At 45.9% G+C, this 13,754-nt stretch carries 15 protein-coding genes; 14 read left to right on the top strand and 1 reads right to left on the bottom strand.

Annotated elements, in window-relative coordinates:
• Positions 1-184 precede the first annotated feature (184 nt).
• From BUB43_RS11305 to BUB43_RS10315, 7 genes are read left to right on the top strand one after another with little or no spacing between them, the layout of a single operon-like run.
• Positions 185-547: a hypothetical protein gene (locus BUB43_RS11305; protein ID WP_159430248.1), complete on the top strand. Its 363-nt coding sequence runs from the start codon at positions 185-187 to the stop codon at positions 545-547.
• Positions 471-935, top strand: coding sequence for a hypothetical protein (locus BUB43_RS10340; RefSeq protein WP_143154102.1), 465 nt, complete (start codon positions 471-473; stop codon positions 933-935). Before BUB43_RS11305 ends, BUB43_RS10340 begins: the two co-directional genes overlap by 77 nt.
• Positions 932-1,762 carry a hypothetical protein gene (locus BUB43_RS10335; RefSeq protein ID WP_073180858.1) on the top strand — a complete coding sequence of 277 codons (831 nt, stop codon included), beginning with the start codon at positions 932-934 and terminating at the stop codon, positions 1,760-1,762. Before BUB43_RS10340 ends, BUB43_RS10335 begins: the two co-directional genes overlap by 4 nt.
• A complete protein-coding gene (locus BUB43_RS10330; RefSeq protein ID WP_073180856.1) occupies positions 1,759-3,705 on the top strand; it encodes a hypothetical protein in 1,947 nt (648 codons plus the stop codon). The genes BUB43_RS10335 and BUB43_RS10330 overlap by 4 nt, the downstream gene beginning before the upstream one ends.
• On the top strand, positions 3,687-7,154 hold the full coding sequence (locus BUB43_RS10325; RefSeq protein ID WP_073180854.1) for a phage tail tape measure protein: 3,468 nt from the start codon (positions 3,687-3,689) through the stop codon (positions 7,152-7,154). Before BUB43_RS10330 ends, BUB43_RS10325 begins: the two co-directional genes overlap by 19 nt.
• Positions 7,155-7,165: 11 nt before the next feature.
• Entirely contained in the window at positions 7,166-7,471 is a 306-nt protein-coding gene (locus BUB43_RS10320; protein ID WP_159430247.1) for a hypothetical protein, read from the top strand.
• On the top strand, positions 7,459-7,692 hold the full coding sequence (locus BUB43_RS10315) for a hypothetical protein (protein ID WP_073180850.1): 234 nt from the start codon (positions 7,459-7,461) through the stop codon (positions 7,690-7,692). The genes BUB43_RS10320 and BUB43_RS10315 overlap by 13 nt, the downstream gene beginning before the upstream one ends.
• A 123-nt stretch (positions 7,693-7,815) precedes the next feature.
• Here the strand turns inward: BUB43_RS10315 and BUB43_RS10310 are convergent, their stop codons facing one another.
• The gene (locus BUB43_RS10310; RefSeq protein WP_073180848.1) at positions 7,816-8,127 is read right to left on the bottom strand and encodes a hypothetical protein; all 312 of its coding nucleotides are present in this window, start codon (positions 8,125-8,127) and stop codon (positions 7,816-7,818) included.
• 133 nt (positions 8,128-8,260) lie between these two features.
• Here BUB43_RS10310 and BUB43_RS10305 point away from each other — a divergent pair, with 133 nt between their 5' ends.
• Genes BUB43_RS10305 through BUB43_RS10275 form a run of 7 tightly spaced genes read left to right on the top strand, consistent with a single transcriptional unit; the run spans position 8,261 to position 13,751 of the window.
• The gene (locus BUB43_RS10305; RefSeq protein ID WP_073180846.1) at positions 8,261-9,403 is read left to right on the top strand and encodes a Clp protease ClpP; all 1,143 of its coding nucleotides are present in this window, start codon (positions 8,261-8,263) and stop codon (positions 9,401-9,403) included.
• 6 nt (positions 9,404-9,409) lie between these two features.
• Positions 9,410-10,540 (top strand): hypothetical protein, encoded by a 1,131-nt coding sequence (locus BUB43_RS10300; protein ID WP_073180844.1) that lies wholly within the window; start codon positions 9,410-9,412, stop codon positions 10,538-10,540.
• A 16-nt stretch (positions 10,541-10,556) separates the two neighbouring features.
• Positions 10,557-11,141, top strand: a complete 585-nt coding sequence (locus BUB43_RS10295; RefSeq protein WP_143154100.1) for a hypothetical protein — start codon at positions 10,557-10,559, stop codon at positions 11,139-11,141.
• Positions 11,142-11,179: 38 nt separating this feature from the next.
• On the top strand, positions 11,180-11,683 hold the full coding sequence (locus BUB43_RS10290) for a hypothetical protein (RefSeq protein ID WP_143154099.1): 504 nt from the start codon (positions 11,180-11,182) through the stop codon (positions 11,681-11,683).
• Positions 11,684-11,688: 5 nt separating this feature from the next.
• Positions 11,689-12,900, top strand: coding sequence for a hypothetical protein (locus tag BUB43_RS10285; RefSeq protein WP_073180838.1), 1,212 nt, complete (start codon positions 11,689-11,691; stop codon positions 12,898-12,900).
• Between the two features lie 4 nt (positions 12,901-12,904).
• Positions 12,905-13,462 carry a DUF6712 family protein gene (locus BUB43_RS10280; protein WP_159430246.1) on the top strand — a complete coding sequence of 186 codons (558 nt, stop codon included), beginning with the start codon at positions 12,905-12,907 and terminating at the stop codon, positions 13,460-13,462.
• Positions 13,452-13,751: a hypothetical protein gene (locus BUB43_RS10275; RefSeq protein WP_073180833.1), complete on the top strand. Its 300-nt coding sequence runs from the start codon at positions 13,452-13,454 to the stop codon at positions 13,749-13,751. The genes BUB43_RS10280 and BUB43_RS10275 overlap by 11 nt, the downstream gene beginning before the upstream one ends.
• The last annotated feature ends 3 nt before the right edge of the window (positions 13,752-13,754 follow it).

Genomic DNA, 13,754 nt, shown 5'->3' with positions numbered 1-13,754 from the left:
CCTATCCGAAGTATTGAATGCCGAGCAGAAGTGTGGATTCTGCTGGAGCTTCCGCCACGCCTACGGGGAAGATGGAATGAACAGCATAAGGCTCACAGAGGATGAAAAGTGCTGCGTACATCTGATACTTACTTGGCAGAGGAAGTTGTATTCAGAGAGGAAGGTATATTATACCGGAGGGATAGTGGATAGGTTTTGTGATGACCAGTTCATCTTATACGCAGTTAAGACATCCAATCTCGGCACCAATTATGGAAACGAAATCCCGGGCCACGAGTACTGCGAATCTATCAGCGACAGCATCGTGGAGCCGCTGTTTGAATGTCTTACTTGTGACAATGTCATTGACTGGTGCCTGCTCGGGATAGGGGATATCGAGATTAAGCAGTGGAATGCGGAAGCTGTTTTGTTTCTGGGTGACCAGAATTTCAGCGGGCTGAAGATATACGGAACTTTTAGAACTTACGCAGATGATCTATATAACAGACAGGCAGATAGAGGATATTATGCTGGAGGTGGTCCACTTGTTCCTGATACCGAAATTTAACCAGCTTCAAATGAACGCCACGGGAGAGTGGCTTGGAAGTTTGGAGGTGAAGGCTACTGAAGAAGGGGGGCAGGTTTGGGGTAGGCATTATTCTGAACAGCTCGCCAAAGGTAGGGAGCCCGGCTCCATGCCGCCTGTTGAGGCTATTGAAAAATGGGTGCGTGCAAAGTTCGGATTACAGGGAAGCGAGGCGAGGAGCAGGGCTTGGGCGGTGGCAAAAAGCATAGAGAAGAAGGGAACCACATGGTATCAGCGTGGAGGTTCCGATTTGATAGAGGTTCTGGAATCGAACGAGGTGAAAGAGTTTGTGGAGAAAAAAATCGGGCAGATTATTACAGTTGTAGTGGCGGAAGAATTAATTAGAAACGCAGAAAAAATGTCGGTATGACCATCAGCGGACTTGAAAACAATTACTACCTGTGCGGGAATGACATCTGGCTTACCGTTTCCGGTGTTGCCGAAATAGTGTATCTCAAGGTGAAAAACTTGGACACGGAGAAAGAATTACACTTTAAATTCCAGCCTTCTTTAAACAACATCGTGGAGTTTAACATCTCTCAGGCGGTGCGGGCGCTGATGGATAACGGAAGGATGAGGAGGTTTGAATTTGAATTCCGGAACAGGGGGGGTGTGAAGATTTTCACGAAAAACTTCCTTTTAGGTCACAGAAGGAAGGATGGAAACAGGGAATGGTTCCTGCGGGACGGTCAGGAACTCATCGTAGGCAAGTGGATAAAGTTTTCCGGCACAGACATCGTCTTCCCTGCGCAGAGAATAAAAGGAAATGAAATCATCGATTTTTTCCCCGAGCCTGATATGTTCATTAGCAACCATTGCAGCGCCGCCGTGCTAAGGTTTAGGAACTCGCTTGCCGGCTGGCAGTATTATTCTTTCGACCGGTATGAAGTCAAGAAAAAAACCGAGGAGAGGAAGCCCGTGGAAACGATGAGGAAGAGGCTAAGGTTTGACAATTTCACAATTCCGGAGTACAGGACCGAGCCCGAGAGAACGATAACATTGTTCTCAAGAACGCCGATGCAGGCTCAGGAGGTGATTGCAGATTTGATAGAATCCCCGGAGGTATATCTCTACAATCCCAATGGAGCAGATGATCAGGCGATGTGGCAAAGGCTGTTGCCATTAGACAACGAGGTGATAGAAAACAATTGGGACTTTGTATATGAAAACAAGCTGGAGTACCAGATAATATCATGATAACGCAGATTTGGGTAAACGGAAGGCCGCTGGACTTATATCAGGATTCGGATATAAAGTACACGATGCAGGTGAACGATATTGCCGAGTTAAAGGACAGGCAGGCTTCGTACACCAATGCGTTCAGCGTGCCGAAGACCGATAAAAACATCCAGATTCTTGATGGATTAGGGATTCCTTCGGACACATCGCAGATACCTTACGAAAAGCCTTTCGCCCAGATGAAGATTGATGGGTATGATTTGATAACCAAGGGGTGGCTAAACATTTCGGAGGTTTCCGAATCCTTCCGCATCTACATTTATTCGGGGATTATCAACTTCTTCAAGGCGATTTCCAACAAGACTTTGAGGGAGCTTTCGGATAGCTCTGGGAACTGGCTTGGGGTGTTCAACCATAAGAAGAATTTAACAGCGATAATAAATTCTCAAAGCAGCGAATATTACCGATATCTCATTGCGGATTTTGGGGGTAAAACATTGTATCAGGGAGCTATCAATATAGATTACTTGATACCTTTTATGAGGTGCAGGTATATCTTTGACAAGATTCACGAGAGCGTGGGATTCACATATAGCGGCAGCATCGTGGATGATGATAGGTTTAACCGACTTTGGATGAGTTACCCGAAGTTCTCTGATGTATACGCCGAATCAAAGGATGTCTTTACTGGAAATTCCAATCGGTTCGTGGCATATTCGTCATATCCTGTTTTTTCACCGCTTCCTCGGTCGGCATATTACTTCATAGACTTTGCGGATGGGTATAGGGTAGAAAATGCCGAGGTTACGCCTTATGGAAAGCTGACGATTTACAAGAAGGAAGAAGGATGGATAACGGTCAAAGAAGCGGGAAGGTACAAGATAAGCGTAGAGGGCAGCATCAAGAAGCCTTCCAGCATGTCTTATGAATTTAAATATTCTGTAAATCAGAAAGGGAGGAAGGCTAACGAGGCGCACAAAGCTGGAGAAGTTATCATAAAAGCTAGCGGGAATTCGGAGATAAATTTCCAAAAGTCAATAATGCTCAACGCAGGGGACAGCATAGCATTCACTTTGTTTGCCTCGTATAGAAACGAGATAACGGCGGTGCTGGATTGTGAACTCAGCATCAAGGTTACAAAAGTCCCCGATGAGAACATCGATGTCACCGAGGCTATAGGAGATATGAAGGCTACCGACTTCATAAAGGAAATCTACAATCGCTTCGGCCTAACTGCTTATCCCGATGAGTTTTCCGAAAACCTGCATTATGTGAAAGTTGACGAAAGGCTAAATCCCAAAACAGCAAAAGACTGGTCGGACAAGTACATAAGGAGGAAAACGGAAACTTTCGTTTATGACGACTACGCACAGCTGAACTCGTTTGAATACAAATACACAGAGGAGGGGCAGAGCCATTATGACGGCGTTATCCCCGTGAACAATAAAAACCTGAACGATAGCAAGACCGCTTACAAATCCTTTTCGTTCGCCGCGGAATCCTACACTTCAGATTTGGCAAGCCTTCCAGTTCTGAAGATGTACAATCAGGAAGTCAAAGAAGATAAAGATGGCAACACGCACATAGAATATAAGGGGGCATCCAACCGATACTATTTCGTAGAAAGCAACGCGTATTCAGGGACTTTGGAGCTCATCAGCGAAGCCACAAAGGAAAAAAGAACGGCAACGGAGCTGCACTCGGCAAGATTCATCGGGTATCAGGAAGTAATAAACAATTATTACCCCGATATGAAAAGGGTGATTGATGAGGCGAGGATTCACACTATAGAGCTTAATTTATTCCCTGCCGATGCTCTTCTGCTAGACCTTTATTCGGCATATTACTTCTCACAGGAACAACAGTACTATATTTTGAACAAGCTGAACTACAGCGAGTCCGAGGCATCCGCTGAGTTCATAAGGTTAAACGATTATCAGCAATGGCAGAAAGAAATATAAACTTAGCGACCTTCAATTTCGATTTATCCGGGATTGAAAAACAGATAATTGAAAACAGAAAGCAGATAGAGGCGTTTTCGGCGGCGTTGGCGGTGAACAAAAAGGCGCTGAACGAGGATAAGAAAACAATCCTTGAATATGGTAAGACTTTGTCCGCGCTGGAGAAATTTCAGGAGGAGGTAAACGAGGAATTCACCAAGGGTACTATCTCGGCAGAGGAGTATGCGGAGGCTACCCAGATGATAAAACAGGAGGCGGATAAAACCAAGGATTCTATAAAGGAACTTGCTTCCGCTCAGTCTGGGCATATAAAAACGATTATCGAGCAGGAAAGGCAGGTTTCGGAGCTAAGGCAGTCTAATGCCGAGCTCAACAAGTTATTGGCGGGGAACAGAACAGAGATTGTAGGAAACGAGGGTGCCTACCGTGATTTGAACAAGGAACTGAATGCTCTGAAAATCGAATCTAAAAATCTCGGTGCGCAGCTCGTGAAGTTGAGAATGGATGGGAAGGAGAACACCGAAGAATATCGAAGGTTGGAAGAGCAGTGGGAAAAAGTTTCGGAAAAAGCAGATGCCCTGAATGACGAATTCAAAGCCCTGGATAAAGCCGTTGGTGACAATCAGCGCTCGGTAGGTGATTATACAGACAGCATCAAGAAGGCATTTGCTGATCTGCCTGAGCTTCTGAGGAGTGGCGATGTGCTCGGTTCTGTAAATGCCATCAAAGGAATGACGGAGGATGTTCAGGGTGCCGCAAAATCGATGGTTACCGGATTGAAGACAGCGTTCCAATCTCTGTGGGCGGCTATTGCCGCTAATCCCATTTTGGTAACGCTGGGAGCCATAGTTGTGGCTGTGGGTGCCTATGTGAAGGAAATGTGGGAATACAATCAGGAGATAAGAGTACTGAACAGGGAGGTGGAGCAGCTTGCCCAGACTTCGGGGGAAGCCACGGATGCTCTCAGGAAAAATGCTTCCGCACTCTCGGAAACTTTTGGTGGCGAGTTTCAGGAGCGAGTTAGGGAGTTGAATTCCCTGATGAAAGATTTTGGCATCACATCAGATGAAGCCTTTAAAATTTACACTGAGGGACTGGCGAGAGGAGGAGTTCTGAATGACGAATTCGCGGAAAGCGTGAGAGAATATGGGCCGCTGCTCGCAGATGCAGGATACTCGGCGCAGGAATTCATAAACATACTCAATGCCGGAATTGAGCTTGACATCTATAATGACAAGCTGCCAGATGCCATCAAGGAAGGATACCTGTCGCTGAAGGAACAGACGAAGGCAACACGCGATGCGCTGGTAAATGCTTTTGGAGCGCCGTTTACGGATGAGCTGTTAATTCGAATTCAGCACGGAAAGACCACGGTTGCCAAAGGCTTGGATGAGATAGCAAGGAAAGCCGAGGAGGCAAATCTCAACCAGCAGCAGTTAGCACAAATCACTGCGGATGTTTTTCGGGGTGCTGGCGAGGATGCGGGTGGTGCGGTAAAGATATTTGAGGCTCTGAACAAAGCGCAGGAGTATACCATAGACAATATGACTGAGCTTCAGCGGCAGACCGTTACCTTGGCGGAGCTAAACAAAGATTTGGCGGAGGCGAAAGATGAAGCGTTTAAGTCCGATTCTGTAATCGCTTTCCAAGCCGATGTGGAAAAGGCTTGGAAATACATTCAGATTGGCTGGTACAATTCTTTGGCGGCGATACAGAAGTTTCTGGGAGATGCGATGAAGGGTTTCCAGCTTGCGTTTATGAATGTCCGCGATGCTATTACTTCAATTCCAACGATGTTCGCAAATGTGTTGAGGGGGATGCGTGGTGATATGTTGCAGTTCGCCGAGATTGCGAGAACGGCAGGAGATATAATCAGGGCGGCGTTTGCCTTCGATGTTGATGGATTGGGCAAGGGCATTGATGCGCTGATTGGCAAGGTTAAGAATTTCCAGAGCCAGACGCAAAAGGCAATTACTGAGAACCGAGAGACTTTGGGTGGCATCAACAGCAGGAATGTTGGAAGCATAAACGCAAGGGAGCAGGCGAAGGTAGAATCGGAAAGGGCAGCACGAGCACAGGTGGAGAAAAACAAAAACAAGACGGTCACTGGTGCGGTTGGAGAAGCCAGAGCGAAAGACGATGCCGATGGCAAGAAATCTGCCGATGCTCGGGTTAGGGCTGCGGAACAGGCGAGGAAAGAGCAGGAAAGACTGATTAAGGAGCAGCAGCGGCTCGCTGAGCAGGAAGCCAGAGATCGTTTGGCGCAACTGAAGAAATCTGCGGATTTGGCGGTGAATATAGCCAAGAACGAGCTTGCAAATCACATCGCCGTAAATGCCGAGAAGTTAAAATCAGACCAGCGGTACAACCAAGACCGATACAATTCCGAGCTGGAGTATTTTAAAAAATTAAAGCAACTAAGAGACGAGGAGCTTAGGCTTGAGGAAGAAAAGGCGAAGGTTGGCATCAAAGACCAGCAGGAAATTGACGCCATTGCTGAGGAATTCCGCATCAAGAGACTTGAAAACGAAACCGATTACAACCAGAAGATTGGGGACATCAGCAAGAAATTCCGAGAACAGCAGAGGGAAGATGAGAGGCTTAGCAGGGAAATAGAATTCCAGCAGCGCATAATAGATTTGGAGGAGCAGGGAGGCCAAGAGTTTGCCATCAGACAGGCACAGGCAGAGGAGGAGAGGCGCGTGAATATGGAAAAGCTTGAGGAAGATTATGCCAATCAGCTTATTTCCTTCGAGAATTTCGAAGCACAGAAGTCATTAATCGAGCAGCAATACGCCGAGAAAGAGAAACGCATCCGCCAAGCCGTTGAAGATTCTAAACTACAAGCCATTGCTAACACATTGGGTCAAGCTGCGGGATTATTTGAAGAAAATACAGCGGCATACAAAGCGCTATCGATTGCTCAAGCTACAATTAATACCTACTTAGGTGTAAGTAGGTTGCTGGCAGAATATCCCGGACCAATCGGTTGGATAATGTCCGCCGCACAGATTGCACAGGGTTTGGCGATGGTTCTTAAGATTGCTGGCGTGAACGCTTCACCTAAAAAAGCGGCACGAGGAATGAAAATAAACGGGCCTTCACACTCCGCTGGCGGCGTGAAGATGATGACGCCTTCCGGAATGATTGAAGCGGAAGGCGGGGAGGTTATCATCAACAAGCGCAGTGCGCAGATGTTTGCACCGCAGCTTTCCGCAATCAATATGGCGGGGGGCGGTGTTCCGTTATTCGCAAGGGGTGGAGTGGTACCTTCCAATGTGGCAAGCAATCAGAATATATTCAAAGAATCTATTGATAGCGAAATGCTTGCGGAAACTTTGAGAATCGCAGTCGCCAAGGGAGCTGCCGAGGGTACGCATTCTGGAAGTCAGAGGGGTATCAGTGAGTTGTCGGAGAGCAAGATGATAATGGAAAATTCAAAAATATAATGTGGAGTAAGGTGAAGACACTGATGGAACAGTGGAAGTCAGAAGAGAATCCAAGCTATAAGACAGATTTGAAGGCTGTAATAGTTGGCATACGGAACTTTTTATCGCATTCTGAGAGATGGAATCTAATAGCGGAAGACCGGCTGGAGAATTTCTGTGCCGATTGTGATTTTTTCGTTGATGAGAAGATTGCGAGTGAGAGGGTTGCAGACAGGGATATACCGGGGCTTTCCGGGAAAAGCTGTGGTGACTGCGGGTGCGTACTAAGCTTTAAATTAAGACAATCGGTAAAACCCTGCCGTTTTTGGAAAGAGTAAAGGATTTTATATCAGAAAATTTAGAATACCTATACAGACTTGACCGCGTCGGTGTGAAATCTATCAGCGCGGCAATAGACTATTTAACTATTTGTGAGGAGTACGAAAAACACAAGTTTATCCAGAGCCCGAAGGAGAGGAAGGGCGTTGTTGCGAGCAGGTTTAAGGTTTCCGTAAGGAAGGTGGAGCAGGCGTTGAGCCTTCTTCATCAAAAACTTTGATTTCCCTGTAGTAACGGTATTCGCACATTTCCAAGAGTTCTTTAGTTTCCCTGAGTTCACGGTTTAACCAACCTGCGTAGTAAGCGAGAGCGGCAATTGCCACGGCGTAGATGATGTACCAGTTTATTTCAATGCCTTTCTTATCTTCTCTTCGATTTTCCATTCTTCACTTCTGATTAATCCGAAGCCTTCCTTGTTCATCGGGGTTTCGCCGTGGAATTTGCACCATTCTACATACTCTTCATAGGCGGCATCGTCTGCCATTTTCTTCTCGTGGTACAAAATGTATCTATTATCGGTGTTTTGACCATCCGATTTTGGCAGTGATTCTTCTAAAAGCCAAGCTGTACGGCGCTTCTTCCTTCTGCGATTTCTATCAATCACAGCCTTGGAGGTGAAGAAAAACACGAAAAATACTATTAAAAAGGTAATCAAGCTGCGCAGAATTTACTGTTAAACCTTCCAAAATGCCGATAAATACGGGGTTTTCGGGCATTTTGAAACACATCGTTTCAGCTCAAAATTACGATTTTATCTCTAAATCTTTGTATTAGAGAAAGTTAAAATTGTGACAACGCACGAAATTAACATCTACGGAGATATAGTGCCATTCAAATGGTATGACGACGGCACCGAGTTCGACATTGAGAGCCTGAATTCGGCGCTGAATTCCATCAACCCGGAAAGCGGCGATGAAGTGATGGTCAACATCCACACTCTCGGAGGTTGCACGACCACTGCTTTTGCGATTTATAACAAGCTACTGAACTATAAGACAAGGAACGGCGTGAGCCTTTCCACGAGGGCGGACGGTTACTGTGCTTCTTCTGGCGTAATCATTCTGCTTGCCGGAGATAAGAGGATAGGTAACCAGTACGCCGAGCCTTTCATCCACAATGCGTGGTGCTACACCGTAGGGAATCGTGAAGAACATAAGAAGACAGCAGATTTGCTTGACAGGGTAGACAGCCAGATCGCAAGCCTTTATGCCGAGCGTACGAATATCAGCAGGGAGGAGGCGCTGCAACTGATGGCGCAAGATAGCTTCGTGAGTGCCGATGAGGCGCTTAAGTATGGCTTTTACACGGAGTTTGAAAATGTGTATGCGCCTGAGAATTCAATCGTGATGAATTCCATAAGGAGCAGGAACGCTGAGCAACGGACTAAAAAAAGACATTATATGAACAAAACTGAAAAAGAGAAGAAAGATTTCTTCAAGAGAGTGGAGAATTTCCTATTCGGCGAAGGACCGAAAAACAAGATTCTCTACACTGCGGAAAACAACGAGCTAGACTTCTTCGAGCTTGGCGAGGACGACACGCCGAAGATTGGCGACAAGGCGAGGTTTGACGGTAAGCCGGCAGGTGAGAGCAACGGTGGTGAATATTTGATGCAAAACGGAGACACTTTCAGATTCAGTGGCGAGGAGCTTACTGAAATTGTAGAGAAAACGGATGAAACCATCGAGGAATTAGAGAATATCAAGGCTGAGAATGCTGCCAATGTCAGAAAAATTCAGGAACTCAAGAAAGAGATTGAGAACCTGAAAGCCGAAAACTTATCTGTTTCCAACAGGCTGAACGAGGCTACGGAGCTCGTGAAAACTTATCAAAATTTCGCTAAACCAATTGATGAGGACAAGCCGAGAGAGACCAAAAAGGAAGAAGGTAGGTCGGAAATTAGGGGAGCGTTTCTAAATCTTAAAAAATAACATATCATGGCTAATACTTTTGAAGGAAATTTCAGAGACCAGATTGTAGGTATGGTGAGCGACCTTACCTCAGCTGAGAAGATGCTGTTCTCTGAGGCTATTTTCACCGAATCGGTGGATGTAGCGGACATCGCAAACGACCACACCGTTATTACCGGTGTGAGACACGGCAGCTTGGTGCCGATTATTGATGATCAGCCGGATTATCAATCCTTCCCGTTCTCAGACCCGAATGTCTGTGAAATCCCGGAATGTGACTCACAACTGAATTTTTCAACAGACCGTTGGGATTTAGGATTGATTGAGTGTAAAACATCAATTTGTCTTAGGTCATTCTCGGATGAGTTCCTAGTGTTCTTCCGCCAGTGGAAGATGGTACAGACTGACCAGCCGAAAAACGAGGAGTATATGCAGTCTGCAATAGTGGAGTGGATGAAGAGAAAGTTCACAACAAACTATCTCGCGGCACAATGGAGGGTAGCTTATTTCGGGGACAAATCCTCAAATTCTCGCTTCTTCAATGGTGTAGACGGATGGTTTACTCGTGCTGAGGCTGCGGGGAACACCATTGCGATTGCGGAAAACAAAGGTGCTACCTATGCGGAGCAGGAGCTTTCCGGGGAGCGGGTGTATGAGATATTGGAGCAGATGTATGTGAGGTTCTACAACGAATCTTGGATGACTGACAAGCCCGTTGAGTTCAGGATGACAAAGAAAAACGCAATGGCGCTTGCCCTGTATTTCAACAGGCTTAGTGACAAGAGCTGCTGCAACGGATTGCAGGTTATCGACCCGCAGAAGGTAGCTGGGGCTCCGGCTTTTGATTATGAAAGATTGACCTTCCACAATATTCCAATCCGCGTTATGGGAGTTTGGGATGAAATCATCAACAAAACCACCGAGCTGAACAGCGGCTGGAATGGAAGGGAGATTACCAATGCTAACGCGGCGAGGGTGAATCCGAACAGGATATTGCTTACCTACAAGGAAAATCTTCTTATCGGAACGCAGGAAACATCAAACCTGAACTTCTTCGATATGTGGTATTCCAGAGATGATGACAAGGTGTATATGAAGGGCGGCGGCTACTTCGGGCCGGCAATGCCTAAGAAGAATAATGTCCTTTTAGCTATTTAAACTTAAAATCAGGGAAATGGCAACAGCTAATATTTGTGCAGAATTACAACAGGGTTTTGACCTTTCGTGCGTGCGCTCGCTAGTGAGGAAATACCATCAGGAAGCGGTGATAATTAACTGGAATGACATTGACAGGTCAGCGTCCACCATTAATGTGACTGGTGCAAACTGCGACTTTACCACATCGCTGGTACTTAAGCCGGGGAAAACCGGAGTGAGGATAAAGCTTCCTTCCAGTTCAAATTCCATAAAAGGATTTTATGCTAAATCCAAGAATGACAACGGATTCGTGCAGTACCTCCACACCGTGAACATTCTTTCGGCGGGCTTGACATCTGAGCAGAAGTGTATTCTTGACAAGCTTGATCACGGCAGATTCGTGGTTGCTTTGCAGGCATCCAACGATGTGATTGAAATCTATGGATTTGAAAACGGGCTAAGCACAGGGGACTATACATTTGACATTGTTGAGAATGGTGGTCCTGCGCTGATTCCGCTTCAGTCTGATGAGGATGCGCAGGAGCAGTACGCACCATTGGTTTACAAGCCGAGAGATGGTAGCAATGCGGTAGCGGATTTTGACTCATTATTCGCGGCGTAATGACATATGAGGAGTTGATATCATTAGGCAGTTCTCGGGTGAGGAATTCATCCGAGCTGCTTGATGAGTATAAGAGATTATTCAAAGAAAAGTTCGGGTATATGCCGAGCTGCGTACCGTGTACTTTCAATCAGGACTGGGCGAAGTTCACGGCTAACCAACAAATAAAAACCACCACTATGGACACAAGCAAGACATTTCAGCTAAGGGATGCGCACAAGATTTACACTTATGAGCAATATGACGAAGGTGCGGGCAGGTCATTCAAGATAAGGACATATGGGCACCAGATGACGGAAGATTTCGCAAGAAAATATCTGGAGATTGGAACGGATGAGCAGCTAAAAGATAGGAAGGCTGAATTCAAAGTTCTTCCTCAGGCGGAAGGGAAAAAGCCTGAAGAAAAAAACACTAAAACATTGAAGGAGATGCAGAAGGAAGCCGCTGAAAAAGGTTATGAGGAATCGGAATGGAAAAGCCTGAAAAAAGATGAGTTGGAAGTTTACCTGCAATCCAAAGAGATAGACGAAGAAGTTAAATAAATCTTATGCTTCCTTTTGGAGAGATAAAGGCAAAGAAAAAATCCCTGCGTGCGACCAATCTTGAGTTGTTCGGCAGGGATAATTCTGTTTCGGCAGACGACAAAAAGATATACCTGAGGGATTCCGACAATCTGTATCCCCTGAGAATGGAGAAGATAATTCATAATTCTCCAACAGGAAGAAGGGCGAGTAATATGATGGCTAAATACATCTCGGGTGATGGGGTTACCGACAATATCGTGGTTAACGCGCGCGGAGAAACCATTAACGACATTGCGGACAATGCTGCGGCGGAAATCGCGATGCACTATGGCGTGTTCTTTCACATATTTTGGAAATTCAGGCAGTCATCACAGCTACAGTTAGAGAGGTATAACCTAAGGGTGTTGGATTCTGTTTTAATGGCGAGAAGCAAAGAAGATGATGACGAATTTCCCGGGAAATTCTACCAGCTGGTACAGGAGGAGGGAAAGAGTATTTTCCAGAAATCCGAAAACAAAGCCACGAAGTGGTTTTATCCATACACCGAGGATCCCACAATTGTTAAGGCACAGATGCTGAACGACTGCAGGTTGAAGGGAATCATAAATCCTACGCCTAAAGACTTGGTGGAAAATTATCGCGGTCAGGTTTATTATTTGAATCTGACACCGAAATATCCATATGCATTACCGCCTTGGGACTCTGTGTATAACGATATGGACACGGAATACAGGATAAGCGTTTACAACAACTCTCAGGCGAGGACCGGGTGGCTTGGGAAGGTGATAGTAAAGAAATTCCAAGATGACGAGGCGGAGCCGGGGGATGTGGATGAGTTCAACAAGGTATTAAAGGACAACCTTGGCAGCGATAACGCTGCGGATGTGATGGTGGTGGATGTTCCGCTTGGGTCTGCGGATGATATTGACAAGGTTTTCAAGATAGACCTTATAAAGGCGCAGTTTGATGACAAGTTGTTTGAGAGCACGGAAAAATCGCTTCGGCAGAAGATAACGGGGGCTTTCAACAACATTCCGGAGGCGCTGGTTTTCTCGGGTAGCGGCGCGCTGTTCGGCACATCTGCGGACACATACAGCGAGATGAAGCGGTTTTACTGGGAGCAGAATGAAACCGAAAGATTCAAGCTGGAAACAGTGATGTCAAAACTGCTGGGAAGGCAGATAAGTTTTATACCGATAAAAGGCGTAGAAAATGGAGTGCCAGCATTACAATAAGTATTTGTTTCCTAGAGACTTTGACTGCATCGGTGATGTTGCTGTTCATTGCGATTTGAAGAAGCTGTGCATCGCGGTGGACGAAGCCTTGCAGTTTGACATTATTCCGCTGTTCTGCTACGACTTCGTGAAGGAGATTCTGGAAAATTTTGACAGCGAAGAAGAGAAATGGAAGCGGCTGTTAGGCTGCGGAAGTTATGAATGGAACGGCAGGAGTTACCTAAATATGGGATTCAAGCGCGTGTGGGTTTACTACAGCTATGCCCGGTACCTGCTGATAAACCAGATGAATGACACGGCGAACGGCACGGTTCGGAAGAACAATGAATTCAGCTTGCCAACGCCTTTGAAGGAGGTTACGGATTTCAGCAACAAATATCGGTCAATGGGTAGGGAGGCGTATGAGAGCGTGAAGGAATACTTGTGCAGAGTTCGTGAGGATTATGAAAAGTTTGATGATTGCGGATGCCCGAAAGTATGCGGATGTAAAGGCGCGTGCAGTTGCGGGAAGACAAAAAAGCTAACTGGGGTGAGATTCAAAACGATTAGCGGTGGATTTTAGGATTATTGACTACAAGACCTTTCGGGTTGGGATTGATTATTATGCAAGAATCTATTCTGCTCGTGATTTGAAGGGATTGGTGACCATTGACAACATTTTGACTGGCGGGGTATTATTTAAAAACATCCCATTTGATTCTATAACGGTAAACGGAGAGAAAATAAATAGCATCAACCAGCTTACCGATGTGCTGTACAATTACAACTGTGTTTGCGAGTACCGCCACGAGCCGGGAGAGGTTGATGAAATGAAAATATTTGACTTGTCTTTTGATGACACATTTGAATAGGAA

Source organism: Cruoricaptor ignavus, assembly GCF_900141665.1.
Taxonomy (GTDB): domain Bacteria; phylum Bacteroidota; class Bacteroidia; order Flavobacteriales; family Weeksellaceae; genus Cruoricaptor; species Cruoricaptor ignavus.
The sequence above is the reverse complement of the archived record's forward strand: the minus strand, read 5'-3'. Positions and strand labels throughout refer to the sequence as shown.

Coding starts and splice junctions, on each gene's coding strand:
- BUB43_RS10330 (WP_073180856.1), top strand. CDS start 1,759: ATGATAACGCAGATTTGGGTAAACGGAAGGCCGCTGGACTTATATCAG.
- BUB43_RS10340 (WP_143154102.1), top strand. CDS start 471: ATGATCTATATAACAGACAGGCAGATAGAGGATATTATGCTGGAGGTG.
- BUB43_RS10335 (WP_073180858.1), top strand. CDS start 932: ATGACCATCAGCGGACTTGAAAACAATTACTACCTGTGCGGGAATGAC.
- BUB43_RS10325 (WP_073180854.1), top strand. CDS start 3,687: ATGGCAGAAAGAAATATAAACTTAGCGACCTTCAATTTCGATTTATCC.
- BUB43_RS10285 (WP_073180838.1), top strand. CDS start 11,689: ATGCTTCCTTTTGGAGAGATAAAGGCAAAGAAAAAATCCCTGCGTGCG.
- BUB43_RS10295 (WP_143154100.1), top strand. CDS start 10,557: ATGGCAACAGCTAATATTTGTGCAGAATTACAACAGGGTTTTGACCTT.
- BUB43_RS10300 (WP_073180844.1), top strand. CDS start 9,410: ATGGCTAATACTTTTGAAGGAAATTTCAGAGACCAGATTGTAGGTATG.